The organism is Janthinobacterium sp. SUN128 (genome assembly GCF_030587275.1).
GTDB classification, from domain to species: Bacteria; Pseudomonadota; Gammaproteobacteria; order Burkholderiales; family Burkholderiaceae_D; genus Janthinobacterium; species Janthinobacterium lividum.
Genome location: NZ_JAPWHY010000001.1, coordinates 22910 through 47375 on the forward strand (window position 1 = coordinate 22910; position 24466 = coordinate 47375).

Annotated in this window: 23 protein-coding genes; 8 read left to right on the forward strand and 15 right to left on the reverse strand. The window is 65.8% G+C overall.

Going from position 1 to position 24466, the window contains the following annotated elements:
* Positions 1 to 44 precede the first annotated feature (44 nt).
* On the forward strand, positions 45 to 641 hold the full coding sequence (orn, locus tag O3297_RS00105; RefSeq protein WP_170846480.1) for an oligoribonuclease: 597 nt from the start codon (positions 45 to 47) through the stop codon (positions 639 to 641).
* A gap of 138 nt (positions 642 to 779) precedes the next feature.
* Here the strand turns inward: orn and O3297_RS00110 are convergent, their stop codons facing one another.
* Positions 780 to 1124, reverse strand: coding sequence for a hypothetical protein (locus O3297_RS00110; RefSeq protein WP_305047403.1), 345 nt, complete (start codon positions 1122 to 1124; stop codon positions 780 to 782).
* On the reverse strand, positions 1121 to 2065 hold the full coding sequence (gene gcvA, locus O3297_RS00115) for a transcriptional regulator GcvA (RefSeq protein WP_034759349.1): 945 nt from the start codon (positions 2063 to 2065) through the stop codon (positions 1121 to 1123). The genes O3297_RS00110 and gcvA overlap by 4 nt, the downstream gene beginning before the upstream one ends.
* Before the next feature lie 230 nt (positions 2066 to 2295).
* Here gcvA and O3297_RS00120 point away from each other — a divergent pair, with 230 nt between their 5' ends.
* The 5 genes from O3297_RS00120 (at position 2296) to O3297_RS00140 (ending at position 7244) form a co-directional block, all read left to right on the forward strand.
* On the forward strand, positions 2296 to 3195 hold the full coding sequence (locus O3297_RS00120) for a DMT family transporter (protein ID WP_034785067.1): 900 nt from the start codon (positions 2296 to 2298) through the stop codon (positions 3193 to 3195).
* A gap of 203 nt (positions 3196 to 3398) precedes the next feature.
* Positions 3399 to 4484, forward strand: coding sequence for a hemin-degrading factor (locus O3297_RS00125; RefSeq protein WP_305049575.1), 1086 nt, complete (start codon positions 3399 to 3401; stop codon positions 4482 to 4484).
* On the forward strand, positions 4472 to 5398 hold the full coding sequence (locus tag O3297_RS00130; protein ID WP_305047404.1) for a hemin ABC transporter substrate-binding protein: 927 nt from the start codon (positions 4472 to 4474) through the stop codon (positions 5396 to 5398). Before O3297_RS00125 ends, O3297_RS00130 begins: the two co-directional genes overlap by 13 nt.
* Complete coding sequence (locus O3297_RS00135) at positions 5395 to 6447, forward strand: iron ABC transporter permease (protein WP_305047405.1); 1053 nt, start codon at positions 5395 to 5397, stop codon at positions 6445 to 6447. The genes O3297_RS00130 and O3297_RS00135 overlap by 4 nt, the downstream gene beginning before the upstream one ends.
* 8 nt (positions 6448 to 6455) lie before the next feature.
* The gene (locus O3297_RS00140; RefSeq protein ID WP_305047406.1) at positions 6456 to 7244 is read left to right on the forward strand and encodes an ATP-binding cassette domain-containing protein; all 789 of its coding nucleotides are present in this window, start codon (positions 6456 to 6458) and stop codon (positions 7242 to 7244) included.
* A gap of 9 nt (positions 7245 to 7253) precedes the next feature.
* On the opposite strand, the gene O3297_RS00145 is transcribed toward O3297_RS00140, so the two are convergent.
* The 6 genes from O3297_RS00145 to O3297_RS00170 form a co-directional block, all read right to left on the reverse strand.
* Complete coding sequence (locus tag O3297_RS00145; protein ID WP_176374955.1) at positions 7254 to 7688, reverse strand: hypothetical protein; 435 nt, start codon at positions 7686 to 7688, stop codon at positions 7254 to 7256.
* On the reverse strand, positions 7685 to 9124 hold the full coding sequence (locus O3297_RS00150) for an efflux transporter outer membrane subunit (protein ID WP_305047407.1): 1440 nt from the start codon (positions 9122 to 9124) through the stop codon (positions 7685 to 7687). The genes O3297_RS00145 and O3297_RS00150 overlap by 4 nt, the downstream gene beginning before the upstream one ends.
* Positions 9121 to 10191 carry an HlyD family secretion protein gene (locus O3297_RS00155; RefSeq protein WP_034785075.1) on the reverse strand — a complete coding sequence of 357 codons (1071 nt, stop codon included), beginning with the start codon at positions 10189 to 10191 and terminating at the stop codon, positions 9121 to 9123. The genes O3297_RS00150 and O3297_RS00155 overlap by 4 nt, the downstream gene beginning before the upstream one ends.
* Before the next feature lie 27 nt (positions 10192 to 10218).
* The gene (locus tag O3297_RS00160) at positions 10219 to 11742 is read right to left on the reverse strand and encodes an MFS transporter (RefSeq protein ID WP_305047408.1); all 1524 of its coding nucleotides are present in this window, start codon (positions 11740 to 11742) and stop codon (positions 10219 to 10221) included.
* Between the two features lie 116 nt (positions 11743 to 11858).
* Positions 11859 to 12779, reverse strand: a complete 921-nt coding sequence (locus O3297_RS00165; protein ID WP_211549062.1) for a LysR family transcriptional regulator — start codon at positions 12777 to 12779, stop codon at positions 11859 to 11861.
* A 78-nt stretch (positions 12780 to 12857) separates the two neighbouring features.
* The gene (locus O3297_RS00170; protein ID WP_034785080.1) at positions 12858 to 13556 is read right to left on the reverse strand and encodes a UPF0149 family protein; all 699 of its coding nucleotides are present in this window, start codon (positions 13554 to 13556) and stop codon (positions 12858 to 12860) included.
* 102 nt (positions 13557 to 13658) lie between these two features.
* Here O3297_RS00170 and O3297_RS00175 point away from each other — a divergent pair, with 102 nt between their 5' ends.
* The gene (locus O3297_RS00175) at positions 13659 to 14672 is read left to right on the forward strand and encodes a serine/threonine protein kinase (protein ID WP_305047409.1); all 1014 of its coding nucleotides are present in this window, start codon (positions 13659 to 13661) and stop codon (positions 14670 to 14672) included.
* Positions 14673 to 14797: 125 nt separating this feature from the next.
* Entirely contained in the window at positions 14798 to 17242 is a 2445-nt protein-coding gene (locus tag O3297_RS00180) for a hypothetical protein (RefSeq protein ID WP_305047410.1), read from the forward strand.
* A gap of 410 nt (positions 17243 to 17652) precedes the next feature.
* On the opposite strand, the gene O3297_RS00185 is transcribed toward O3297_RS00180, so the two are convergent.
* Genes O3297_RS00185 through O3297_RS00215 form a run of 7 tightly spaced genes read right to left on the reverse strand, consistent with a single transcriptional unit; the run spans position 17653 to position 24305 of the window.
* Positions 17653 to 18027, reverse strand: a complete 375-nt coding sequence (locus O3297_RS00185; RefSeq protein ID WP_305047411.1) for a hypothetical protein — start codon at positions 18025 to 18027, stop codon at positions 17653 to 17655.
* Positions 18028 to 18051: 24 nt separating this feature from the next.
* Positions 18052 to 19296, reverse strand: coding sequence for a TerD family protein (locus O3297_RS00190; RefSeq protein ID WP_092612155.1), 1245 nt, complete (start codon positions 19294 to 19296; stop codon positions 18052 to 18054).
* The gene (locus tag O3297_RS00195; protein WP_034785095.1) at positions 19293 to 20288 is read right to left on the reverse strand and encodes an HpcH/HpaI aldolase/citrate lyase family protein; all 996 of its coding nucleotides are present in this window, start codon (positions 20286 to 20288) and stop codon (positions 19293 to 19295) included. Before O3297_RS00195 ends, O3297_RS00190 begins: the two co-directional genes overlap by 4 nt.
* Complete coding sequence (locus tag O3297_RS00200) at positions 20281 to 21387, reverse strand: cysteine protease StiP family protein (RefSeq protein WP_305047412.1); 1107 nt, start codon at positions 21385 to 21387, stop codon at positions 20281 to 20283. The genes O3297_RS00195 and O3297_RS00200 overlap by 8 nt, the downstream gene beginning before the upstream one ends.
* Positions 21384 to 22136 (reverse strand): HAD family hydrolase, encoded by a 753-nt coding sequence (locus O3297_RS00205; RefSeq protein ID WP_070259729.1) that lies wholly within the window; start codon positions 22134 to 22136, stop codon positions 21384 to 21386. The genes O3297_RS00200 and O3297_RS00205 overlap by 4 nt, the downstream gene beginning before the upstream one ends.
* Entirely contained in the window at positions 22114 to 23271 is a 1158-nt protein-coding gene (locus O3297_RS00210; protein WP_070259731.1) for a phosphoribosyltransferase domain-containing protein, read from the reverse strand. The genes O3297_RS00205 and O3297_RS00210 overlap by 23 nt, the downstream gene beginning before the upstream one ends.
* A complete protein-coding gene (locus O3297_RS00215; protein ID WP_305047413.1) occupies positions 23268 to 24305 on the reverse strand; it encodes an ATP-grasp domain-containing protein in 1038 nt (345 codons plus the stop codon). The genes O3297_RS00210 and O3297_RS00215 overlap by 4 nt, the downstream gene beginning before the upstream one ends.
* Positions 24306 to 24466: the final 161 nt, after the last annotated feature.

Below are 24466 nucleotides of genomic sequence, written 5' to 3' on the forward strand. Positions count from 1 at the left end.
AGAAAATGGCTGATTATTTAGTTTGATTAGGCCAAGAGAGAATTATGTCACAAGCGACCGACTTAACTGCATCCACCCCCGCACCCGCGGTGCCCGCACGTCCAAATGAGATGAACCTGGTCTGGGTCGACATGGAAATGACGGGTCTGGAGCCCGATACCGACCGCATCATCGAGGTGGCGGTAGTGGTGACGGACATGCACTTGAACCTGCTGGCCGAAGGCCCCGTGTTCGTGATTCACCAGTCGGATGAAACCCTGAACAAGATGGATGCCTGGAACAAGGGCACGCACGGCCGCTCGGGCCTGATCGACAAGGTCAAGGCGTCGACCGTGACGGAAGCCCAGGCGGAAGCGGAGCTGATCGCCTTCCTGAAGAAATACGTACCGGCAGGCAAGTCGCCCATGTGCGGCAACACCATCGGCCAGGACCGCCGCTTCATGGTACGCGGCATGCCGAAGCTGGAAGCATTCTTCCATTACCGCAATGTTGACGTGTCGACACTGAAAGAGCTGTGCAAGCGCTGGAAGCCGGAAATCGCCACCGGTTTCAAGAAGCACCAGAAGCACACTGCGCTGGCCGATATCCTCGAGTCGATCGAAGAGCTGAAGTACTACCGCGAGCACTTCATCAAATTGTAAGTTGAAAACGCCTCACAAAACCTACTGCGCGTCGGTATAGGCGGCCTGCGATGCTCACCGTACTAGAGTACGGTTGCGCTTCTTAGCCACCTCTCCCTTCCGCTCGCGACGGTTTTGTGAGGCGTCGCGAAGGTTCTGTTACATCGTATCAAAGTCAAAATCGAGGGTGTGCCAAACGCCGTCTTCATCCTGCCACTCCAGCGCAAACTGTCCCGTTTGCCGCAAGCCCGTGATCCACACTGTCTCGCCAGGTTCGCGAAAATACGCTACGCACTGCCCGAACGGTCGCTCCAGCCGGCACAGTACCAATCCCTCGCCCGCCACGGCGCACCATTGCTCATGGACATCGATCAAGCCCACGGCCGGGTCGCCATAGAACTCGCCCAGGCTGGCTTGCCGGCCATCGGCCGCCGTCACCTTGGCGTGTTCATATTCATGCTGGACAATATATTGGGCGCTGCGCGCCAGTTCCCTGCTCGTCATGCTGTCTCCACGGTGGGCCAGACGGTTTCCTGGTCGGCGCGCGCCTCGGCGATCAGCCATTCGCAGAAGGCGTGCACGAGGGGGCGCGTTTCCGCCTGGGGCGAACGCAGCAGATAATAGCAGTGGGGGCCGCGCACGGCATGTTCGAACACGCGCACCAGGCGGCCCGAGCGCAGGTCGTCGCCGATCAGGGGGCTGGCGGCGATGGCCACGCCCTGGCCGCTGGCGGCCGCGTCCAGGCACAGATACGTGTGCGAAAAGCGCGCGCCGCTGTTGCCGCTATTGCCGCTGTAATGCACACCGCAGCTGTGCAACCAGCGCGTCCAGTCGATTTCGCCGGGCAGGTGCACTTCCGGCTCGTCGTGCAGCAGCGGGTAGCGCAGCAGGTCGGCGGGCTGGCGCAGGCTGGCCGCGTTGGCGCGGAAATCGGGGCTGCAGACGGCGGAAAACCATTCTTCCATCAATAAATCCACTTTCAGGCCAGGATAGCGGCCCGGTCCCAGGCGGATGGCCACGTCCACGCCATCGCGCGCCAGGTCGACCGGGTGCATCGAGGCCAGCACGCGCAGTTCAATCTGCGGATAGCGGTCGCGCAAGCGTCCCAGGCGCGGCATCAGCCAGCGCGAGACGAGCGAGCTGGTGGCCGTCACCGTCACCACCTTGTCATCGCCTTGGCGCCGCGCCTGCTCGGATACATCGGCCAGCTGGTTGAGTATCGGCCCCAGCGAGGCCGCATAGCGCTGGCCGGCGCTGGTGAGCACCACGCCGCGCGGCAGGCGCTGGAACAGCACGATGCCGAGCCACGCTTCCAGCTGTTTCACATGATGGCCGATGGCGCCGGCCGAGACGTGCAATTCCTCGCCCGCGCGCTGGAAGCCTTCGTGGCGGGCGGCCGCCTCGAAGGCGTGCAGGGCGGCAAGTGGGGGCAGGGGACGTGACATGGCATTCTCAAGAGAATTGAGCCTCAGTATTATTTGGCCTATCCGTGAAGAATATTGGTTTGTTTCATTTTGCGCAAGCGAATATGATGCCGGCTATGCGTGAAGTGACCCGCAATAGGATTCACGCATGAATCATCTACCAGCCTTGCTTGGCATTTATATTTACAACGCCTGGGAAAACCGTCGCGATGCGCAGCAGGTTTGCCCGGGTGTACTCAAAGAGGTTAGTCATGTCTGATCGCCGCGCTGTTGCGCTGGTGTTGCTGTCGGCCGCCGGATTCGGCAGTTCCGCAGTGTTTGCCAAGGCGGCATATGCGTCCGGGGTCAACCCGTCGACCATGCTGGCCTTGCGTTTCGTCATCGCCGCCATGCTGTTGCTACCGCTCGTGTGGCTTGGCGGCTGGCGCTTGCCGCGCGGCCGCCTGCTGGCCGGCTACATGCTGATGGGCCTGATGTACACGGCCCAGTCGCAAGGCTATTTCAATGCGCTCATGTATGCCAGCAGCGGCCTGTGCGGCATGCTGCTGTACGTGTATCCCGTGCTGGTCACCATCCTCGCGCTGGCGCTGGGCTGGGAAAAGCTGGACCGGCGCATGCTGGTGCTGATGGCGCTGGCCATTGCCGGCATGGCCATCACCCTGGGTGGCAAGCTGCAGGGCCAGCCCATCGGCATCGCGCTGGCATTGATGGCCGCCGGCGTGTATGCCGTGTACATCCTGTTTGGCAACAGCCTGTCGAAAAGCCGCGAGAATATTCACCCATTGGCCGCCTGTGTGGTGATCCTGGGCACGGCCGGCCTGTCGAACAGCGCGATTGCCTTGTGGCAAGGCGTGTCCTTGCCGGGCACGGCGACGGGCTGGCTGGCCGTCAGCGCCATCGCCCTGTTCTCGACGGCCATCGCGATTGCCGCCTTCTTTGCCGGCGTGGCGCAGATCGGCGCGGCCAAGGCATCCATCATTTCCACGTTTGAACCCGTCATCACGATGGCGTTCGGCGTGACCTTGCTGAAGGAATCCGTCAGCGGCACGCAATTGCTGGGCGGTGCCATGGTGCTGGCCGCCGTGGTCTTGCTGGCACAGCGGCCCAGTGCCAAGCCGGTTTCCATGCCAGGCGTGCAAGCCAGCGCCTGAACTTTTTTCCTGAACTGATCGGCAATACCGATCGGTCTCCTTTGCGCCGCGACGGGTTTCCTGCCGCGGCGCTTTTTTTTGGCCGCGCGCAAATAACACTTGATTGCGAATGATTCTCATTTATAATTGATTTCAAGATTCCCCCACCACCAGCCAGCCCATGCCAGCCAGTGTTCGCCTTGAAAGGAGACACCGTGACGAGCATGCCCCCTATTTGCAATACCGAGCTGGTCGCCGGCGAATTTGCCCGCCTGCGTCGCGAAAAGAAAGCCCGCCACCGCGATATCGCCGAGGAACTGGCCATTTCCGAAGGCGAGCTGATCGCCGCACACGCCGGCCTGTCGCTGGCCGATGGCGCCTTGCTGGGCGCCGAGCGCCTGCAGGCCGACTGGCCCGCCATCATTGCCGCCCTGGAACCGCTGGGCGAAGTCATGGCGCTGACGCGCAACGCCTCGTGCGTGCATGAAAAGACGGGCGTGTATCGAAAAGCCAGCCACAACCACCACGTGGGCCTGGTGCTCGGTGGCGATATCGACCTGCGCGTGTTTTACCGCCAGTGGGCGCATGGTTTTGCCGTTCGCGAGATGGGCGAGAAGGAAGTGCAGCGCAGCCTGCAATTTTTCGATGCCGCCGGCCATGCCGTGCACAAGATTTTCCTCAAGCCGCAAAGCGACCTGGCCGCCTACGACGCGCTGGTGGCGCGCTTCACCGATGCGGATCAGGCGGCCGGCATTGCCGTGACGGCGCCGGCGCCGCCGCCGGCGGAACTGCCCGACGCGCAGATCGACGTGGCCGGCTTTCGCGCCGCCTGGGCCGACTTGCGCGATACGCATGAATTTTTCACCGTGCTGAAAAAATATTCGGTCTCGCGCCTGCAAGGCCTGCGCCTGGCCGAGGCGCGTTTCGTGCAGCAGCTCGACAAATCCTGCGTGCTCGACCTGCTCAATAATGCCGCCCTCGAAAAGGTGGCCATCATGGCCTTCGTCGGCAATGCCGGCATGATCCAGATCCATTCGGGACCCGTGCACAAGATCGCCGTGATGGGGCCGTGGATCAATGTCCTGGACCAGCGCTTCAACCTGCATTTGCGCGAAGACCATATCGCCAGCGCCTGGGTGGTCAAAAAACCGACCGTCGATGGCCTGGTGACATCGGTGGAGCTGTTCGACGCCAAGGGCGACACCATCGTCATGTTCTTTGGCGAACGCAAGCCGGGCGTGCACGAATTGTGCGAATGGCGCAATGTCGTCGAGCGCGTGCTGCAGGAGGGCGAACTATGCGCCGCATGATCGCCGCCAGCGTGGCGCGCCGCATCGCGCTGAAAAAAATGGGGGCGGGAGCGCTGGCGCTGGCCGCGCCGATGCAGGTGCTGGCCGCCGTCAGCGACGCGGCCAAGCCGATGGTCAAGGCGCGGCGCATCGTCAGCGTGGGCGGCGCGTTGACGGAAATCGTCTATGCGCTGGAAGCGCAGGGGGAACTGGTGGGCGTCGATACCACCTCGCTGTATCCGGCCGTGGCGCAACAGCTGCCGCAGGTGGGTTATGCGCGCACCTTGTCGGCCGAGGGCGTGCTGTCGCTGGCGCCCACGCAGCTGATCGCCACCGAGGAAGCGGGGCCGCAAACGGTGCTGCGCCAGGTGCGCGACGCGGGCGTGCCGGTGGCGGTGCTGAACGCGAATAACAAATTCGAAGGCTTGCTCGAACGGGTGAAACAGGTGGGCCAGATCACGGGACGTGCCGACCCCGCCGCGCGCCTGGCGCAAGCCTTGCAGCAGCAGTGGGACGGCGCCCTGGGCAAAGTGCGCCAGCGCAGCCACGCGCCTGTGCGCGTGCTGTTCATCCTCGCCCATGCGCCCAACCAGGTGATGGTGGGCGGGCGCGAGACGGGCGCCGACGCCATGCTCGCGTATGCGGGCGCCGTCAACGTGATGGGGGGACCGGCCGGTTTTGCCGGCTACAAGCCGCTCACGCCGGAAGCCGTGATCGCCGCGCGCCCCGACATCGTGCTCGTCACGGACCAGGGGCTGAAGGCCTCGGGCGGCGTGGACGGCATCTTGAAACTGCCAGGCCTGGCGCAGACGCCGGCCGGGCGCAAGCACCGCATCGTGTCGCTGGAAACCATGCTGCTGCTGGGCTTTGGCCCGCGCATGCCGCAGGCGCTGGGCGAACTCGACGCCGCCTTCGCCAAAGCCATGACAGCATGAACGTGGCTTCCCTGGCGTCTGTCGCCCCGTGGCGCTGGCCACGCTGGGGCGCTGGCGGGCTGATGGCCGTGGCGCTGTTTGTCGGCATGGTTATCGCCGTGCAGGCGGGCGCCGTGCCGGTGACCTTGGCCGACTGGCTGGCACCGTTTCAATCTGGCGAGGAGACGCTGTCCGGCGGCGCGTATGTGCTGTGGCATATCCGTTTGCCGCGTGCCCTGTTTGCCATCCTGATCGGCGCCGCGCTGGCGCTGGCCGGCGGCCTGACGCAAGGCCTGTTCCGCAATCCGCTGGCCGATCCGGGGCTGCTGGGCGTGAGCAGCGGCGCCGCCTGCGCGGGCGTGGCCACCATCGTCTTCGCGGCCAGCCTGCACGTGGCGCCCGAGCTGCGCGTGTGGCTGCTGCCGGCCGCCGCGTTTGCCGGCGCCATGCTGATCTGCGTGCTGCTCGACCGGGTCGCGCGCTGGGCCACCCCCGGCTCCATCGTCGGCTTGCTGCTGACGGGCGTGGCGCTGAACGCCATCACGGTGGCCGTCATGGGCTTGTGCATCTACCTGGCCAGCGACGACCAGTTGCGCACCCTGACTTTCTGGACCCTCGGCTCGCTGTCGGCCGGCAGCTGGCGCCAGGTGGCGGCTTTGCTGATTGTGCTGGCTGGCGCGCTGTGGGCCACGCGCTTCCTGATGCGCTCATTGAATGCGCTGGCGCTGGGCGAGGCGCAGGCGCTGCACGTGGGTATCGATGTGGGCCGGCTGCGCACGCAGGTCATCGTGCTGGTGGCCGTGCTGACGGGCTTTGCCGTCGCCTGGTGCGGCGGCATCGGCTTCATCGGCCTGATCGCGCCGCACCTGGTGCGCACCTGGCTGGGCGCCGACCAGCGCCGCGTCCTGCCCCTGGCGATGCTGGCCGGCGGCTTGCTGCTGCTGTTGGCCGACACGCTGGCGCGCACGGTCGCCATTCCGGCGGAAGTCCCCGTCGGCATTTTCACGGCCTTGCTGGGCGGGCCATTTTTCCTGATGCTGTTGCGGCGCTTCCGCCACGGCACAGCCTAGAGGTGAACATGACGCCCCTGCTGGAACTCTCCTTCGCCACCACACAACTGGGCCAGCAGTATTTCGGCCCGTTCAATCTGCGGATCGCGGCCGGCGAGCGCGTCGCCATCCTGGGCCCCAGCGGCGCGGGCAAGTCGACCCTGCTCAAATTGATGGCGCGCGAACTGCACCCGCAGGCGGGCCAGGTGGCGTTCGCGGGCAGGCCGCTGGCGCAGTGGCCGCTGGCCGACCTGGCGCGGCGCCGCGCCGTCCTGCCGCAGGGCTCGAACGTGGCCTTCGGACTGCAGTGCGAGCTGGTGATCGGCCTGGGACGGGTGGCGCGCCTGGTCGACCCGCAGCTGGGGCGGATCGTGCAGGACGCGGCTACCCTGGCGCACGCCGGGCATTTGCTGGGCCGCCGCCTGGATACCCTGTCCGGCGGCGAGCAGGCCAGGGTGCAGCTGGCGCGCATCTTCGCGCAGATGTGGGACGTACAGGATGGCTTGATACTGGTCGACGAACCGCTGGCGGCGCTCGATCCCGGCCTGCAGTTCGATTTGCTCGATAGCCTGCAGCAGTTTTGCGCCGCGCGCGGCCACGCCGTCATCGCCATCCTGCACGACATCAATCACGCCTTGCTGGGCTTCGAGCGATTGCTGCTGGTGCGTTCGGGCCAGCTGGTGGCCGATATCGCCAGCGATGCCGGCGCCGTGCCGGCCCTGGCCGCGCTGTACGGCATCGCCCTGACGACGGCGACCAGCAGCGATGGCGACGTGTGCGTCATCCCTGCCAGAAGCGCCGTCCGCAGGGTCGCCTGACTCATTCACTCACCACACGTCCGCCGTGCGCGGCCGCGCCATCTGGCCGCTGCCCAGCAGCCATACCATCAGGGCCTCGGCCTGTTCGCGCGTGGCCGCCACCTCCTGCAGGATACCGAAGGCTTTCGTGGCGCCGGCCGCCATCGCCTGCAGGCGCGCGCGCTGTTCCGCGTCCGCCTCGACCGATACGAGGCCCCGGCAAATGGCGGCCAGCGCTACCTTGTTGTGCTTGAGCCAAAGGCCGCGCCGCTTGCGGTCGATGTGCGCTTCATCGCTGCGTTCCTCTTCGAACAGCATGACGAACGGTTCGCCATGGCGCAGCAGAGCGTCCATGTCGTTTTCCCACAGCGGGGCATAGCCGGTAACGGCCGTTTCAGGGCGAAAGCGCACGACGGGAAAGTCGCTGACGTCGTGGATGGAGAAATGTGCGGGATTCGGTTTCATGGCGTGCCTCCTTGCGAGGTGGTTGAAAATGCTTGCCAGCCGCCGCCCAGCGCCTTGTAGACCTGGACCAGCGACAGCGACGCGGTGGCACGGCTGTCGACCAGCGCCGCTTCGTTGTTCAATAAGGTGTTTTGCACATGCAGCACGTTGATCAGGTCCGTGCCGCCCTGGCGGTACTGCAGTTCCGCGCTGCCCAGCGCCCGCCGTCCCTGCTTGACGGCTTCATCGAGGCTGGCCTGGCGGCGGGCGTTGGCCTGGTAGCCCGAGAGTGCATCTTCCACCTCGTGCCAGGCGGCCAGCACCGTCTGGCGGTAGGCGATGGCCGCTTCCTGCTGCTGCGCCTCGCGCAATTGCAGGTTGCCGCGCAGGCGGCCGCCATCGAACAGGGGCATGCTGAAACCGGGGCCGAAAGCGAAGCGCCTGGCGTCCCAGCCGATGTCGGACAGCTGCATCGCTTGCAGGCCGATGCTGCCCGAGAGCGTAATGCGTGGATAAAAATCGCCCTGCGCCACGCCGATGGCGGCCGTCGCCGCGTGCAGCTGCGCTTCCGAGCGGCGGATGTCGGGCCGCCGTTCGGCCAGGCTGCTCGGCACGCCCAGCTGCACCTGCATGGTCATGGCGGGAATGTCCTTGGCCGCCGCCAGCTCCGCCCGCAAGCCTTGCGGCGGTAGCGCCAGCAGGAGGGCGAGGGCATTGCCCAGGCGCGCTTCGCGCTGCTGCAGCGGCGGCAGGCGCGCTTCGATGGTGGCGACATGGGCCGCCGCCTCGGCTTCGTCGAGCTGCGTCGCCGCGCCTTCGCGCAGGCGGATGCGGGTCAGGTTCAAGGTATGGCGGGCGATATCGAGCAGCTGCTGCGTGATGGCCAGCGTCTGCTGCGCGCCGCGCAGCTCGATGTAGTCGCGCGCCGTTTCTGCCAGCACGGCCAGCAGCACGCCACGCTGCGTTTCCACTGCCACGTCGACGCGCGCATCGGCCGCTTCCACTTCGCGCCGCACGCGGCCCCACAGGTCCAGTTCCCAGGCTGCGTCAAGGTTGCTTTGCCACAGGTTGTAGGCGGACTGGCCATTGTTGCGCGACGGGTCGCTCAAGCCCTGTTCGCTGTTGCGCGCGCGGCTGTAGCCGCCATTCGCACCCAGCGACGGGCCTTGCGCGGCGCCGATGACTCCGCGCGCGGCGCGGCTTTGCTCCAGCCGGCTGGCGGCCGCCAGCACGTCGAGGTTGGCGCCGGCGGCGCGCTGCAGCAGTGACGACAGGGTGGTATCGCCAAAGCTGTCCCACCAGCGCTGCTCGATCGCGCCATCCTGCTGTGCGGCGAAACGGGCATCCTGCACCTGGCGCCATTGCTGTCCCAGATCATGGTGCGGGCGCTGGAAATCGCTGCCGACGCTGCCGCAGCCGGCCAGGCCCAGGGCCGTGAAGAGTATCCATGCTTTCATCGCGCGCTCACCTGTTGCAGATGTTGACGGCGCATGGCCGTATCGATGCGCACTTCGGCCGACATGCCCACGCGCAGGCGGGCGTCGCCATCCTGGCCCGGATCGAGCGCGATCCTGACGGGGATGCGCTGCACCACCTTGGTGAAGTTGCCGGTGGCGTTTTCCGGCGCGATGGCGGCGAACGTCACGCCCGTGGCCGGCGCGATACTGTGTACCGTGCCGTGCAGGAGCACGCCCGGATAGGCGTCGACGGCGATGCTGGCGCGCTGGCCCTGGCGCACGTGGGTCAGCTGGGTTTCCTGCAGGTTGGCGACGACAAAGCTGCGGTTCAGGGGCACCACGGCCATCAGGCTGGCGCCGGGAGCCACCAGGGCGCCGACGCGCACGATGCGGCGTCCGACGATGCCGTCGATGGGGGCGCGCAGCTGCGTATGCGACAGATCCAGTTCGGCCCGTTGCAGGCTGGCGCTGGCGCGCAGCAAGGCCGCTTCGGCCGCGCCTTGCTGCGCTTGCAAAATTTCCGTCTGCTTGCGGGTGGCGACGAGGGCGGCGCGGTTTTGCGCCAGGCGCGCGCGGCTCACGTCGAAGCGCGATTGCGCCTGCTGCGCGTTCTGCACGCTGCCCGCGCCCTGGCCAGCCAGGTGCTGCGAGCGGGCCAGTTCCTGCTGCGCCAGTTTGTCTTCCGCCTGGTTGGCGTCGACCAGGGTGCTGGCTTGTTCGATCACCGATTGCTGGCGCTGCAAGGTGGCGCGGGCATTCGCCAGTTGCGCTTCGGCGCCGGCTACCTCGGCACGGGCCGAGGCGGCGGCGGCCTGGTAGTCGCGGTCGTCGATGCGCGCCAGCAGCTGACCCGCCTTGACAGTCTGGTTGTCTTCCACCAGCACTTCCCGCACGATGCCGCCCACCTTGGGGGAAAGCACGGTGTAGTCGGCGCTGACAAAGGCGTCGTCGGTGGCTTGTTCGTCGCCACGGGCGAACAGCAGTTGCCAGGCGCAAAAGGCGAGGGCGCAGGCCAGCAGGGCCAGGCCGAGAAGAAATGCGCGCGAGCGCAGTATGGGTGTTTGCATGGTGAAGCTCTTTCGTAACAATAGAAATCAGGCGGCGCGCGGAGGGAATACGCGCGTCGGCAGGATGGGAATGATCACAATCATGGCCAGCGCGATGGCGGCCACGGTGAGGTACAGGTCGGACGAGGTCAGGGTGACGACTTGCGCATGCATGCGCTGCGCAATTCCCGCCATGTCCACGCCGGCCGGCAGGTTGCCCAGGCGTTCGCTGAGCACCGTCGAATGAAAATGGTTGCGGCGCGTGATCAGCGCATCGAGCACGCCGGTGGCGACGACGGCCGACATGCCCTTGATGGTGTTGAACCAGGCCGAGGCGAACGGGCCATCCTGCGGCGCCAGGCCCGTGGTGGCCAGCAGCAGCAAGGGAATCACGGCCATCGGTTGCGCGAAGATCTGCACCGCTTGCAGCAGGTAGAAATGCGTGCGGATCCAGTCCGGCGACATGCGCGCGCCCAGCACGCAGGACAGGGCCAGCAGGGCCAGGCCGATAGCCAGCACCCAGCGGCAGTCGACGGCGCGGATGTTGCACAGGGCGGCCACCAGCGGCAGGGCGATCAACTGCGGCAGCGCCACCATCAGCATCACGGGCGCCGTTTGCAGCGGGCGGTAAGCGTGCACCTGCGCCAGGTAGGACGAGGGAATCAGGATCACGGCCAGCAGCACGAACAGCACGCCGCCCAGGGTCAGCAGGGCATGGCTGAGATTGCGCCGCGACAGCAGCTGCAGCTTGAAGAACGGCAGCGGATGCGACCACTCGTTGATGAAGAACAGCACCAGCAGCAACAGACCGCCGCCCAGCAGCACGCAGATCAGCGGCGAGGCAAACCACGCCAGGCGCTCGCCCTGCAGCAATCCCACCACCAGCATGCTGATGGCGGGCAGGCCAAGCAGCAGGCCGCGCCAGTCGAACTGGCGCAAGCGCTCCAGGCGCAGCGGGTCTTGCGGCAAGCCCCAGGACACCATCAGCAGGGCGACGATGCTGCCAGGGACGACTTGCCAGAAGGCCCATTGCCAGCCCAGGTACTCGGTCCAGAAGGCGGCCAGCGGCGTGCCCAGGCTGGGACCGAAGGTGGCGCTCAGCGCATAGCCGCCCAGGCCATACAGCTTGATGTTCGGCGGCAGGAAGCGCAGCGCCACCGTCATCAGCATGGGCGGCAGGGCGCCGCCGGCCGCGCCCTGCACCACGCGCAGGAGCATCAGCACGGACAGGTTCGGCGCGAACGGGCACAGCACACCGGCGGCCATGCAGACGATGATGGCGGTGGCCGTCAGCCGGCGCAGTGAAAAGGTGACGGAGCACCACGGCGCGAACGCCATGGCCGAGACCGAGGCGGCCGCATACAGGGCGACGAGCCAGCTGGCGTCGTCGCGCGCGATGCCCATGGCGCCGCGGATGTCGGCCAGCGCGACCTTGGTGATGTTTTCATTCAGGCCGGATACCAGCACGGCCAGCAGCACGCCAGCCAGGCCCGTGGCCAGGCGCAGTCCGAAGATGGGAGGCGCGGGCGGCGCGGCCGCGGGGGCGGCGCCAGGAAGGGGTACAGCAGGCACAGGGAACTCCGTGGATGAGGATCAGTCCACGCAGTATAGGTAGCCGTTAATCTTGTGAAAATTGATAATTAATGAATTCTGAATTGCGTCTGGTGCAATGATTGTGGGCTCAGACCCTAAGCGTCGGGTGGCGTGCCGTCGCACAGCTCCTTGATCATGCGGCGCAGCCAGCGGTGCGCATGGTCGTGGTCGAGGCGCGGGTGCCAGGCCTGGAAGACTTCCACGCTGTCGACGGGGATGGGCAGCTGGAAGGTGCGCAGCTTCAAGCCCAGGCGCTCGACGATGGCCAGCAGGGGCGTGGGCATCAGCGGCAGCAGCAGGCGCGAATCGGCCACGGCGAAGATGGCGGACTGGAAGTTGGGGCTGATCAGCGAGACCCGGCGCGTGTAGCCACGCTCGGCCAGGATGGTGTCGAAGGGACCGCGCGCCAGGCCGCGCCGCGAGACGCTGATATGTTCGTATTCGGTAAAGCTGTCGAGGTTGATGGGGCCGTCGAAGATCGGGTGGTCGCTGCGGGCGATGCCGACAAAGCCGGTGGTAAACAGCTGCTGCAGCTTGATGTCGGGCGCGAAGGCGCGCCGCGCGCTGATGTACAGGTCGATGCGGCCCGCGTGCAGGGCGTCGTTTTCCGTGGCGCCGTCGCCCTCTGGCACGAAGCGCAGCACCGTGTGCGGCGCATGGCGGGCCAGCAGGTCGCGCAGCTTGCCGCCGTAGGAACCGACAAACACGTCGTTGGCGCACAGGCTGAACGTGCGTTCCAGCGTGCGCAAGTCCACTTCGCGGCCCGACGTGAAGATGGCGTGCGCCTGTTCCACCACGCCGCGTACCTGCTCGCGCAATTCCAGCGCGCGCGGGGTGGGCGCCAGGCCGCGCCCGGAGCGCACGAAGACGGGGTCGCCGATGGCGTCGCGGATGCGCGCCAGGGTGCGGCTCATGGCCGGCGCGCTCAAATGCATGCGCCGCGCGGCGGCCACGGCGCTGCCTTCCTCGAGCAGGATGTCGAGGGCGACGAGCAGGTTCAGGTCAGGGAGTTTCATGCGGCGATTATAGCCCGGGGGCCAGCGCCAGCGTTGCGCCGGCAGGACGCCGGCGCAGACAGTGATGCTACTGCGGGATTACTCGGCTGCCGGCTCGGCGCCGCAACATTTCTTGAACTTCTTGCCGCTGCCGCATGGGCAGTCGTCGTTGCGGCCCACTTTCGGCTCTTCGCGTTTCATGGTCTGCACGGGAGCCTTGCGGCGCGGGACCCAGAAACGGTGGATGGCCGGCAGGTTCGCTTCCAGTTCCTGCGCCAGTTTGTGCGCCTTGACCGGGTCTTCCACCAGTTTCAGCTCTTCTTCCTTGATTTCGTCGGCGCCCAGCAGGTAGATCGGCTGCATCAGCTCGGCCACTTCGGAATCCCAGATTTCGTTCCACGAGCCAGGACGCAGCTCCATGCCGTCCCAAAAGCCCCAGCACCAGGCTTCGGCGTCGATCAGGGTCTGGCCTTCGTAGTCGTGTTCGACGAACAGGGCTTCGAATTCCTTCGGCGCCACTTCAAACGTCACCAGCACTTCGTTCATGAAGCGCATGATCAGGTTGACGATGCGCTCTTCTTCCTTGCTGTTCTTGAATTTCGGCGCATCTTCGGCATCTTCGCCCCACACGCGCGGCAACCACTCGGCCGGCATGATCGGTTCCGGGCCGATGGCGACGGCCGTCAGATAGCCGTGCAGCATATCCATGGTCATCGCGTCTTCGGAGCAGCGCTCCGACAACAGGAATTGGTCTAATTCGTCGAATTCTTTTTCTGATAATGGCTGTTCGAGTTGCATGGCTTGCTCTTTATTGAATGTAAGCAGACAGTATACGCCTAGCGGCGCTTCCTCACCTAAGTGTTTGCACCGGCGGCCCGCGCGCGCCTTACAATGTCGCTTATGCACAATGAAAACCAGCCGCACGAGGACGACCGGCCCGTCCATCCCTTTTCCGCCCTGAGCCCCGATTGCGTGCTCGACGCCCTCGACAGCGTGGGGCTGCGCGGCGATGGCCGTCTGCTGGCCCTGAACAGCTATGAAAACCGCGTCTACCAGGTGGGCATCGAAGACAGCGCGCCCCTGGTGGCCAAGTTCTACCGTCCCGAGCGCTGGAGCGATACGGCCATCCTGGAAGAGCACGCGTTCGTGTCCGAGCTGGTCGAGCGCGAAATCCAGGTGGTGCCGGCGCTGGAAATCCATGGCAGCACCCTGCACCAGTACCAGGGCTTCCGCTTTGCCGTCTTTCCCCGCCACGGCGGCCGCGCGCCCGAGCTGGACGACCCGGCGACGCTGGAATGGATAGGGCGCTTCATCGGCCGCATCCACGCCGTCGGTGCGCTGTCCACGTACAAGGAGCGTCCGGCGCTCGACCACCAGACGTTCGGCGTCGAGCCGCGCGAGTTCCTGCTGGAGGGCAATTTCCTGCCGCCCGAACTGCTGGCCGCCTATTCCAGCGTGGCGCAGCAGGCGCTCGATGGCGTCAAGCGCTGCTATGACCGCGCGGGCGACGTGGCCATGCTGCGCACGCATGGCGATTGCCATGGCGGCAACGTGCTGTGGACGGATGCCGGCCCCCATTTCGTCGATTTCGACGATAGCCGCATGGGTCCGGCCATCCAGGACCTGTGGATGATGCTGTCGGGCGAGCGGGGCGACATGGTGCGCCAGATGAGCGACATCCTGGCCGGCTACGAAGACTTTTGCGACTTCGACCCGCGCCAGCTGTACCTGGTCGAAGCGCTGCGCACCCTGCGCCTGATCCATTATTCGGCCTGGCTGGCGCGCCGCTGGGACGATCCCGCCTTCCCCGTCGCCTTCCCGTGGTTTAACACGCAGCGCTACTGGCAGGACCGCATCCTGGAACTCAGGGAGCAGGTGGCCCTGATGGATGAGGCGCCGCTCTGGCCCATTTGACCTAAACGCGGGAAAAGGGCGGTAAACGCCCCTCTTCTTGCCGCGCTGATTTGCGCATGCCTGTTCGATAATGGTGGTAATAAATTCCCATAAGCAACGGAATTCACCCGAATAAGCGAGAAATCATGCAAGCACAGCAAAATCAGCGCCAGGCCGCCTCCCTCACCGTCGCGTATTCCGCCGACGACGAGTTCGACCAGGACAGCATGGTCTCGCTGCATGATTTCAAGGACCTGGAGCGCAAGGCCGATGCGCCAGCGCCTGTCCCTGCCGCTCCTGTCGCCGCGATGCCCGAGCCGCAAGCCGAGCCGGCAGCCGAAGTTGATGGCAAGGCACCGGCCGCCGAACGCCAGAAAATGGAATTGAAAGCCATCCACGAGGCGATCGCCCGCGTGGAAGCGGAAGCGAAGGCCACCTGCGCCGCCGAAAGCCGCGCGCTGGCCGAGGCGCGCGTGCGCTCGCTGGCCGAGGACCGCGCCGCCATCGACGCCGCCGCCGCCGCCGCCGCACAGCAAAATGCACAGGCAGCCGAAGAAGCGATTGCCGCCAACCGCGAACGTCTCGACACCATGCGCGCTGCCGCGCAAGCCAGCGTGGCCCGCCTGGAAGCCGTCAAGCAGGAGACGGCGGAACTGCGCGCCCGCGTGGAGTCGGACAATGAAATCCGCCTGGCCGCCGAACAGCGTTCGCGCGCGGAACAGGAAAGCCGCTTGCGCGCCAGCGAGCAGGTGGCCGTGCAGTCGGAACTGGCCGAACAGGCCGCCCGCGCCGCCGAAGAATTGCAGGTGCAGACGGAGCAGGCGCGCCTGCAGGCCGTCGAGCGCGTCGCCGCCGTGCAGGCGGCCAAGGAAGAAATGGTGGGCATCGCCTCGGCCGATGCAAGAGTCGCCGTGCTGGCGCGTGAACGCGAGCGCCATGCGCACGGTGCGCGCCAGACGGCGCAGATGCTGGCCGAAGCGGAAAGCGAAGCGCTGGACTTGACGGTGCAGCGCGAGCGCGCCGACCAGATCGCGCTGGAATCGGCCTTCAACCGGGCCGCCGCCGAAGTGCGCGCCCTGGAAGAAGCGCGCGCGCTGGCGCACCTGGAACAGGAACGCGAAGCCATCGCCCTGGCGCAGGCGGAATCGGAACGCCATGCGGCGCAATCGCTGCGTTTGCGCCTGCAGACGGAAAAGGAATTGCGCGACGCGGCCATCCACCGCGAGCGTCTGGAAATGGTCGCCGTGGCCAGCGCGCAGGCGCGCCGTGATGCGGACGTGCGCATCCTGGCCGCCACCGAAGCGCGCATCGAGGTGGACCGCCAGCTGCGCGCCGTGGCGCTGGCCCGCGTCGCCGCCGAACAGGATGCGGAAATCGCCGGCCACGCCAAGCTGGAAGCGGAAACGGCGGCCCTCGAAGAAACCAAGGCACGCGAAGCGGCCGAGCAGGCCGCCGCCGTGGCGGCAGCCCACGAACTGGAAGAGCAGCAGCGCGCCGCCAGCCTGGCGCACGAACGGGCCGAACTGGCGCGCCAGGCCGCGGAACTGGCCGCCAGCCAGAACGAAGCCGAGCAGGCCGAGGTCGATGCCGGCCGGGCGACATTGGCCGCGCAGGAACAGGCGTCGCAACTGGCACAGGAAAAAGCGCAGCAGGCAGAGCAGCTGCTGCAGGCGGAGCAGGAGCGCCTGGCCGCCGAACAAGCCGCCATCGCCGCCTTGAAAGAGAAACTGGAAGCGGAAGCGCTGGCGTTCAACGCGGCACAGGAACGCATCGCCGCCGAAGGCGCGCAAGCGGAACTGCTGCGCGGCCAGCATGCGGCCGAACAGGCCTTGACGGAAGCGGCGCAAAAAGAAGCGGACGCCATCCGTATTTTGATGGATCAGGCCCTGGTCGAAGGCGAACAGAAAGCCGCTGCCGCGCAAGCCGTACAGGCACAGGCGCGCCTGGCCGTGGAACTGGGACAAGTGCATGCCGAGCGCGCCCGCGTGGAAGAATCCAAGGCGCAAGCGGCCGATGCGCTGCTGGCGTCCGAGCGCGATTTCGTCGCGGCCGAACGCGAGTCGCTGGCCCTGATCGCGCAGAAGCTGGTGCAGCAGCGCCAGACCAGCAGTGCCGAAGAGCGCGCCTCGCAAGCCATTGCCGGCCGCCTGGAAGCGGAAAAGCAGGCGACGGCGGCTGCCGAAGCGCGCGCTGCCATGGAACAGCAGGCGCTGGAAGCCATGCGCCAGCGCGAGCAGCTGGAACTGGCCGCGCAGCAGGCGGCCAGCGAGAAGCTCGCCGCGCAGCAAGCCTTGCTGGCCAGTGCCCAGGCCCACGCCGCCCTGCAGCGCAAGGCGGCCGAGACGACACGCGCGATGGCCGCCGCCAAGCAGCAATTGCTGGACCTGGAAACGGCGCGCGCGCAGCAGCAAGAGCGCGAACTGGCCGCCTTGCGCGCCAGCCTGGAGCAGCCGCAAAGCGCGTTTTCCAGTTCCCTGACCGCCGCCCGCGCGAAAGCGGAACAGGTCAGCTCGGCCAGTTTGACGCGTGAGGTGATCGAGCGCCTGACGCAGCCGAATGAATCCGCAGGCGCTGTCTGGCGCTCACGTTGAAGGCCTGAAAACCCGATAACACCCGGGGTCGGACCTTAATGGGGAAACGCAGTCCAATGGACTGCGTTCCAATCGCGCAGCGACCGACCCCAGTCCTAGGTTTGGGTTACGTCTGCATCTCGCTCAAAACTTCCGTCCCACCCCCACCAGCAGCACATCCGCATCGCGGTGGTAATCCGTCACCTCCCGGTTCCACGCCGCTTGCGCCACCCAGCGGCGGTTGACCTGGGCTTGCGCATGCCGGCGTTTTCAGCCGGAACTCGTCACGATTGCAGAAGATGGGAATGCGCGAAGCGCACCGGTAATTTGTTGCTAATGAGTTATTGAATGTGCTGGCGGGAGGGGAGGCGCCGGCCTGAAGGGGATGGCCGGCGCGGGACTGCTGGACTTGCGGTCGTATTGCTGTCTTATTACTGGCTCAATACGACTTTATCGGCAAAATATTCCGTCTCGCCGAAGCATTGCGTGGGCACACCCTTGTGCTGGCTGTAGGTGACGAGGATGCGCTTGCCGGCGGCCGCCGACAATTGCTTCGCCACGTCTTCATCGCGCACGCTGAACTGGAATTTTTCCGGGATGGTGCCGGGCAGTGCCGTCAACAGCAATTCACCTTCCCATGTCTTGCAGATCCAGCCCCGCTTGGAGAACTTTTGCAGGTAGCCCGCCCGTTCGCCTTCCGAGTACGAGAAGCTGAGGGCCATCCACGTGTAGGCGGCCAGCAGCAGGAAGCCGGTCACGAGGAAGATGGCGAAGGCGAAGGTGACTTTTTTGGTCGTAGGGGTCATGGTAGGGTTGTTTAGGTAAAAGGATCAGTCCTTGCGGCCGGCTTTCCAGTTCAGTCCGAAATTGTATCGCTCGTCCATGGCCTGGTGCGCCGTGATTTTACCTTGGCCGCCGAAGTATTCCACCAACTTTGTCACCTGCAGGTTGCCGCCGTGGTTTTCCAGCATGGCGATGGCGCACATGGCGTGCTGGCTGTCGCTGTCGAGGCGCACTTCCACCGTCGGCTGGCCGGGAATCTCGATCGTCACGACGCCATCGGTGGCGGCCCAGTTCGGCACGCCTTCGTAGATGAAGGCGTACACGAGCACGCGCTTGATCTGGTCGAAATGGGTGCCGTTGATGAAGATGTTTTCGCCGCTGCTGATGCTGCCCGTGCGGTCGTCGCCTTCCAGGTGGATGTACGGCGGACGGTCGTAGGCGCCCCAGCTGTTGCCCAGCGCCTGCACGGCGCTTTTGCTGCCATTGCTCATTTCGAACAGGCAGCCGATGTCGAGGTCGATGCCGCCCGAACGGCCGGCCGGTTTGTTGAACAGCTTGCCCAGGAAGCCCGTGTCCAGCTTCGAAGCGGGCGCCTGGCCTTGCGACGCGTTCTGGTTCCAGTTCAGGTTGACCCGGATGCGGCCATAGCCGCCGCTGTCGCGCTTGTCGAGCGAAATCTTGTCGCCGCGTTTTTCCAGGCGGATTTTCGACAGCGAGATTTTATTCGCCGGCGGCGGGGCCGCCGGCGTGGGCACGGAAGCCGGCGCTGGCGCCGGGGAGGATGCCCCCGCTTCGCTGCCGCCAAAGTGCTTCAGCAGGGCCGCCAGGCCGCCGGCGAAACCCTGGCCCACGGCGCCGAAGCGCCAACTGCCGTCGCGGCGATACAGTTCGCCGATGATGACGGCTTTTTCATCCTGGAAGTCATTGCCCGTGAAGGCAAACGTGGCCGCCTGGCCCAGCGCCATGCTGGAATTGCCCAGCGCGCGCATGCTGCCCTGTTCCGTCGCCGCCGTGAACACCAGCTTGTCGATCGAGGCGGGCAGGCGGGAAAGGTCGACCTGGAAGGTGGAGCGGGGGCCGTTCAAGTCCACAGTGATGGCGTTGTCCGGCGCGCTTTTCTGGTTGAAGAACACCATGTAGCGGTCGTCCGACAGCTTGCCGGCCGCATCGACGCCGAAGCAGCTGACGTCCACTTCCATCGAGCCCGAAACGATATCGAGCGTGACGGCAAACGGGCCATTTAAGCCCAGGTCAGCCAGTTTGCCTTTTTGTCCGCGTGTGAAATTGGTCATGGTCGTGCAGTCCCTTCGTCGCTGGAGAGTTGAGTATTCAAGGAGTGGTGCAAATGGGGGGCGGGCGCCGCGGCGCCGTCGGCCGCATGGCGGATGCCGAACAGGCGCGCCTGCTCGATGATGCGCAGTGCCCAGCTGCTGTGCGTGGCCACTTCGCACATCGATTCCTGCATGCGGAACACGGCCGGGCTGTCCGGATCGATGATGCGCAGCGCCAGTTCGATGTCCGACTGTGCCACCTGGTAGTGGCGTTCGATCTGCGGCACCTGGTCCGGGTGGATGGCCGTCTTGGCGATCATACCGTGCGCCATGTCCTGCGCCACTTCGGCATCGAGCCAGCTGCCCTGCGACAGGTGCTCGAAGACGGGCGCCGTCAGCTGGAAGCCGTGCGGCTTGAAGATGGTGACCAGGCGGCCGATGACCTGGCCCAGCGGCGTTGAATAGATGGTGCCGCTGGTGGGGCGGCGCAAGCCGAGTAATGCCAGCAGATCGTTGCCGCCGATGCGCAGGGCCAGGATGCGGCGCCGCACTTCCGGCGCCGACAGGATGATGCGGAACTGCTTCATTTCCTCGTCGTCGAACACTTCCGCCGTTTCCAGGGTCGGCATCAGCAGATGGTGCGTGTGGCGCACCAGTTCGAAATACGCGGCAAAGTTGTGGCGCGTGGATTTCGGCAGCACGAAGCCGCTCAATTTGTCGGCGCCGGGCATGGCCAGCACGCGCGCCAGCACGTCGAGATTGCGCACGCGCACGAAGCGCAGGGTATCCGATTCGTCGCACATGTTTTGCAGCGCCAGCGACAGGTTGAACATCGCGTAACTGAGATCGCGTTCCGCGATGGCGTCTTCGGTGCAAAGTATGACCGAACGCAAATGGCTGAATTTGTCGCCATTGGCGATCGCCAGCAAGTCCTTGTGCGTGGTCGGTACATACATGGAGGCGCCCAGCGCCGCTTTATGCTCGCTTTGCGGGTGTAGGGAGTTGTTATCCATCGACTGCGCTCCTGATAAGGGCAACCGCCTGGTAGGGCAGCGCCGGTTCTACTGTGACGGGTATGGCTTTTTCCTGCGCCAGAAGCAGCAAATGTGCCACGTCCGGCGCATTCGTGTCGCGCACGATCAGGCGCTCGGGCACGCGGCGCAGCAGCACGCGCGTCGCTTCGCCGATGCCTGGCTTGATCAGGTTGATGTCGCTGATGCCGTATTCCTGCTGCGCCGCGGCCATGTAGGCTTGCGAGCGGGCCGCCATGGCTGGCGCGTCGCTCGCTTCGGCCAGCGGGATACCGCTGCTGGCGGCAATCGCCATGGCGTCGGCCACCAGGCCGTCGGCGAAATCGCGCGACTGGTCGTGCGCTTCGAACTGCGCGTAGTACACGCAGCCATGGAAGTCGTCCGGGCCGATGGCATCATTCAACACGGAGCGGCTGACCAGGCCCGAGACCGTGGCATTCAGAATGCTCGACGGGATCAGGTAGTCGCTGGCCGATGCGGCGCAGGCGGCCGTGCCGGCCAGGTCGGACAGCACGAACAGGCCGCCGTCGATGGCCGTGCCATGCGCCGCGTTGAAGTCGTTCACCGTCTGGCGCAGTTCGCGCGAAATCACGCCCTTGCCCGTCCAGCCGTCGATGAAGACGAGGGATTCGGCCGCATGGCCGTGCGCCAGGATGTGCTGCAGGGCATTGGCGTCGATGCCGCGGTCGCGGATGATGGAGACGGAATAGTGGCTGCATTCGCGCTGGAACACCTGGCGCAGCAAGTGGCCCAGGATGACGCCCACGGGCGTGCCGGCGCGCGCCAGCGAGACCAGCGTGATGGGGCCCGTGCGCCGCGCGGCGATCAGGGCGGCCAGGCGCAGGCAGTCGCGCGCCATCTGCAGGCGGTTGGCCGCAAACGCGCTCCGGAACAGGGCCAGGTAGGCGGGCGAGGGCAGGGATTCGGGCGACAGCATTTCGCTGTAGTGGCGTTGGCCGGACTGGATCAAGCGCTCTTTTTCGGCCAGGTCGAGGATGGGTTCGAGCGCCATCGGCGTGAGCAGAAACTCCACGTCTTCCTGGCGGTAGCTGCCGCTGAAATGCTGCGTGCCGTCGGTCATAGCGCCGCCACCGTGAGTGCCGCCAGCTGGGTGCCGTTGGGGATGATGGCGTAGTCGCAGGCGGCCATGAAGCGGGCGTCCGAACGGCTGTCGCCCATGCCGAAGCTGACGATGGGGCCATGTTCGGCTTCCAGCTCCGCGCGCAGGTAAGCGACGGCGCGTGCCTTGTTCAGGGTTTTTGGCAGCACGGCCAGGTTGTTGCCGTTGCGGTGGATGAAGTAGTCGCTGCCTTCGGTGGCGATCCACTGCTGCAGCACCTGCTCTTCGATATCGGCCAGGCGTTCGCCGCGCGCTTCGTGGTCCTTGACGACGATGTAGAACGGCGTGTTGTAGTCCTCGATCAGGCGCGCGCGCGAAGGCATGCCCGTCTTGGCCTGGAAATCGTCGATGATGCGCATGGCTTCCCGCAGGCCGGGCAAGGCCGTCTGCATGTCGTCCTGCATCAGTGCCAGCCAGCCCGCGTCGAGCGCGCCGCCCGGCTGCAGCACGATGCCGCCGTAATCGAGCACGCTGTAGCTGGTAAACGGCAGGTCGACCCGGCGGAAGGCGTCGCCATTTCTCGCCGTGGCGGGAATCAGGGTCATGCCGCTGTGCGCGAATTCAAAGAAGGCGCGCTGGCGCGCCGTCGTAAACGAACAGGCGTCGCCATTTTTCAGATAGGCGGCCGGCTGCAGGTCGGTCTCGCCCGGGCATTTTTTCGGGGTCTGGAACAGTGTGTCGTCCAGATCAACAAACAGGAATTTCTTCAATTTTGGTCTCTGACTGAAAGTGGAACAGGCGGCCATTCAACTGGCCGGCGAGTTGCATGAGGGCCGGGCTGGCCGGGGTTTCATGGCAGATGAAAACGTGCTGGTACTGGCCAGGCGCCACGTTGTACAGGTAATTGGCGATGCCTTCGCCGTAGTTGTCGTCGCAGTTGACGATGTGGCCGACGGAGCCCCACGACAGGATGGGCGAGCGCGTGGTCGATTGCACCACCACGTTCTTGCCCAGCGCTTCCAGTTCGCGCGCCAGCAAGAACGACGGGTGCATGAATTCGCCCGTGCCCAGCACCAGTACGGAGTCGCCGGCGCCGATTTCCTGCGCCAGCTGCACCGCCAGGCCTTGCGGCGGCGCCAGGGCGCGGCCTACGCCGATGCGGCCAAACGCGGGGCTGGCGCCCCGTTCCGCATTCGCCTCGAAGCGCTGCGCGCTGGCCGCTACCGGAGCAGGCGCATCGCCTGCCTGGAAGGCGTACTGGCCGGAGAGCGCCGCGCCGATGCTGGTGGGCAGGCCGAAACGCTCACTCAAGCCCGCATTGGCGGCCTGGCCCATGAAATTGGTGATCACGCCCAGGTGCAGCTTTTCCAGCTGCGGATAGCGCGCGCGGCACACTTGCACCAGGTTGGCGAAGGTGTTGCCGGTCGACGCTTCATCGTCGATCAGCACCAGGCTGCGGGCCGTGGAAAACAGCGCGCTGGCGGCGTCCGATAAATGCAGGAACTGGCGCGGCGCGTGGCTGTGCGACTCCTCGAATTCGAAGAAGGGCACCGTGCCCACGCGGTAGCGCGAGCTGTGCAAAAACAGGGCTTTTCCATGCGGGTTGGCGCGCAGCCATGCCTCGAACACGCCCTGGCCCAGGCCGACGGCCGTTTCCGCCATGGCGATGAAGACCACGGGGCCGGGCAGGCTGGGGGGGATCTGCGCGGCCAGGTCGTCGTGGATGGCTTGCATGGCGCGCGGCGTGACGGGCCAGTGCTTGCCCAGCACCTTGGACAGAAACAAAAAGCCCCGCTTGGCGTTGGCGCGCGCGGCAAAGCCGATCAGCCAGTCCAGCGGAAAGCGCGCCTCGTCCACCTTCAGGGTCAGCTCGCCCGTGGGCATCTGCTGCTTGACGATGTTCATGGCAGCTCCACGGCGTAGGCGGCTTCGCCCACGCGCATGCCTTCGTGGATGGCGGGCACGGTGAGCTTGTCAAAGCCCTGGTCGAAACCGGCCAGCGCCAGGTAGGGCAGGTTCGGGCCGGCAGCGCACGCCATGCCGATGCCGCCCGACATGCGCGGGTTGATTTCCAGCAGCGCCAGGCCATTCGCGCCTTCGCGGAACTGGATGTTGAAGACGCCATTCAGGCGGTAGTCGCGCGCGAGTTTGTCGCAGGCGGCCAGCAAGTCGTCGCGCAGTTCGATCAGCTGGCCGCTGCCGCCCCCTTGCAGCTTCTTGCGCGGCACGGCGCAAACGAGCTTGCCCTGGTCGGCGACGCAGTCGGCGCTGTATTCGTGGCCATCGAGGTATTCCATCAGCAGCAGGGTCTTGAACGATGCCATCTGCGCCAGGCCGCTGCGCAGCTCTTGCGCATTGATCTGGTAGGCGGCGCCGGCCAGCAGCAGCTGGGCGCTGGTGCGCTCTTCATCGAGAATGGCAAAGCCCAGGGCATACACGGATTCGGACGGCTTGATGCACAGCTTGCGATGCAGCGGGCGTAGTTCGGCGTAGGCGGCGTCGTATTCTGCGATCGTGGTGACGGCGCGGTAGTCGGCCGGGCGCGCCATGGGCAGATCGAGTCCGTCGCAGAAGCGCGCCTTGTCGTGCATTAAATTCAGGGTGTCTTCGCTGGCTACGCTGAGCACGCGCGTGCCGATGGCGGCGAAGCGCGCGCTGGCGCTGCCGATCAGGCCCGCTTCCTTGCCCGGCCAGAAAATCGTGATGCCCCGGTCGCGGCAGAATTCCAGGCACCACTCGACATAATTGAGGCCCGTCAGGCCCGACGGTTCGACCGCGTATTCGTGGGCCGACAGGAAGGCGGCCGCGTGCGCATTCGTATTGCTGCACACGATGTGATAGCGGGGCGCACCGCTTGTCGCGGCCATATCGGCCTCGCGGATCAGGCGCATGGCCGTGCCGACCGAGGAAAATGTTTTGTTGAACCAGACTCTTTGCATGTACGGGGACCGGGTAAAGAAAGGGAAAGCCGCGCGCAGGTGCGCGCGCGGGGAGTCTAACCAGCCAGACTTAACCTGGCCTTAGAAAAACGCCCGCCCAAACCTGCTGCGCGTCGTGGACGCGGCCTGCGATGCTCACTGTGCATACGCACAGCTGCGCT

Excerpts from the sequence above, each read along its gene's own strand:
- orn (WP_170846480.1), top strand. The coding sequence starts at position 45 with ATGTCACAAGCGACCGACTTAACTGCATCCACCCCCGCACCCGCGGTG.
- O3297_RS00110 (WP_305047403.1), bottom strand. The coding sequence starts at position 1,124 with ATGACGAGCAGGGAACTGGCGCGCAGCGCCCAATATATTGTCCAGCAT.
- gcvA (WP_034759349.1), bottom strand. The coding sequence starts at position 2,065 with ATGTCACGTCCCCTGCCCCCACTTGCCGCCCTGCACGCCTTCGAGGCG.
- O3297_RS00120 (WP_034785067.1), top strand. The coding sequence starts at position 2,296 with ATGTCTGATCGCCGCGCTGTTGCGCTGGTGTTGCTGTCGGCCGCCGGA.
- O3297_RS00125 (WP_305049575.1), top strand. The coding sequence starts at position 3,399 with ATGCCCCCTATTTGCAATACCGAGCTGGTCGCCGGCGAATTTGCCCGC.
- O3297_RS00130 (WP_305047404.1), top strand. The coding sequence starts at position 4,472 with ATGCGCCGCATGATCGCCGCCAGCGTGGCGCGCCGCATCGCGCTGAAA.
- O3297_RS00135 (WP_305047405.1), top strand. The coding sequence starts at position 5,395 with ATGAACGTGGCTTCCCTGGCGTCTGTCGCCCCGTGGCGCTGGCCACGC.
- O3297_RS00140 (WP_305047406.1), top strand. The coding sequence starts at position 6,456 with ATGACGCCCCTGCTGGAACTCTCCTTCGCCACCACACAACTGGGCCAG.
- O3297_RS00145 (WP_176374955.1), bottom strand. The coding sequence starts at position 7,688 with ATGAAACCGAATCCCGCACATTTCTCCATCCACGACGTCAGCGACTTT.
- O3297_RS00150 (WP_305047407.1), bottom strand. The coding sequence starts at position 9,124 with ATGAAAGCATGGATACTCTTCACGGCCCTGGGCCTGGCCGGCTGCGGC.
- O3297_RS00155 (WP_034785075.1), bottom strand. The coding sequence starts at position 10,191 with ATGCAAACACCCATACTGCGCTCGCGCGCATTTCTTCTCGGCCTGGCC.
- O3297_RS00165 (WP_211549062.1), bottom strand. The coding sequence starts at position 12,779 with ATGAAACTCCCTGACCTGAACCTGCTCGTCGCCCTCGACATCCTGCTC.
- O3297_RS00170 (WP_034785080.1), bottom strand. The coding sequence starts at position 13,556 with ATGCAACTCGAACAGCCATTATCAGAAAAAGAATTCGACGAATTAGAC.
- O3297_RS00175 (WP_305047409.1), top strand. The coding sequence starts at position 13,659 with ATGCACAATGAAAACCAGCCGCACGAGGACGACCGGCCCGTCCATCCC.
- O3297_RS00180 (WP_305047410.1), top strand. The coding sequence starts at position 14,798 with ATGCAAGCACAGCAAAATCAGCGCCAGGCCGCCTCCCTCACCGTCGCG.
- O3297_RS00185 (WP_305047411.1), bottom strand. The coding sequence starts at position 18,027 with ATGACCCCTACGACCAAAAAAGTCACCTTCGCCTTCGCCATCTTCCTC.
- O3297_RS00190 (WP_092612155.1), bottom strand. The coding sequence starts at position 19,296 with ATGACCAATTTCACACGCGGACAAAAAGGCAAACTGGCTGACCTGGGC.
- O3297_RS00195 (WP_034785095.1), bottom strand. The coding sequence starts at position 20,288 with ATGGATAACAACTCCCTACACCCGCAAAGCGAGCATAAAGCGGCGCTG.
- O3297_RS00200 (WP_305047412.1), bottom strand. The coding sequence starts at position 21,387 with ATGACCGACGGCACGCAGCATTTCAGCGGCAGCTACCGCCAGGAAGAC.
- O3297_RS00210 (WP_070259731.1), bottom strand. The coding sequence starts at position 23,271 with ATGAACATCGTCAAGCAGCAGATGCCCACGGGCGAGCTGACCCTGAAG.
- O3297_RS00215 (WP_305047413.1), bottom strand. The coding sequence starts at position 24,305 with ATGCAAAGAGTCTGGTTCAACAAAACATTTTCCTCGGTCGGCACGGCC.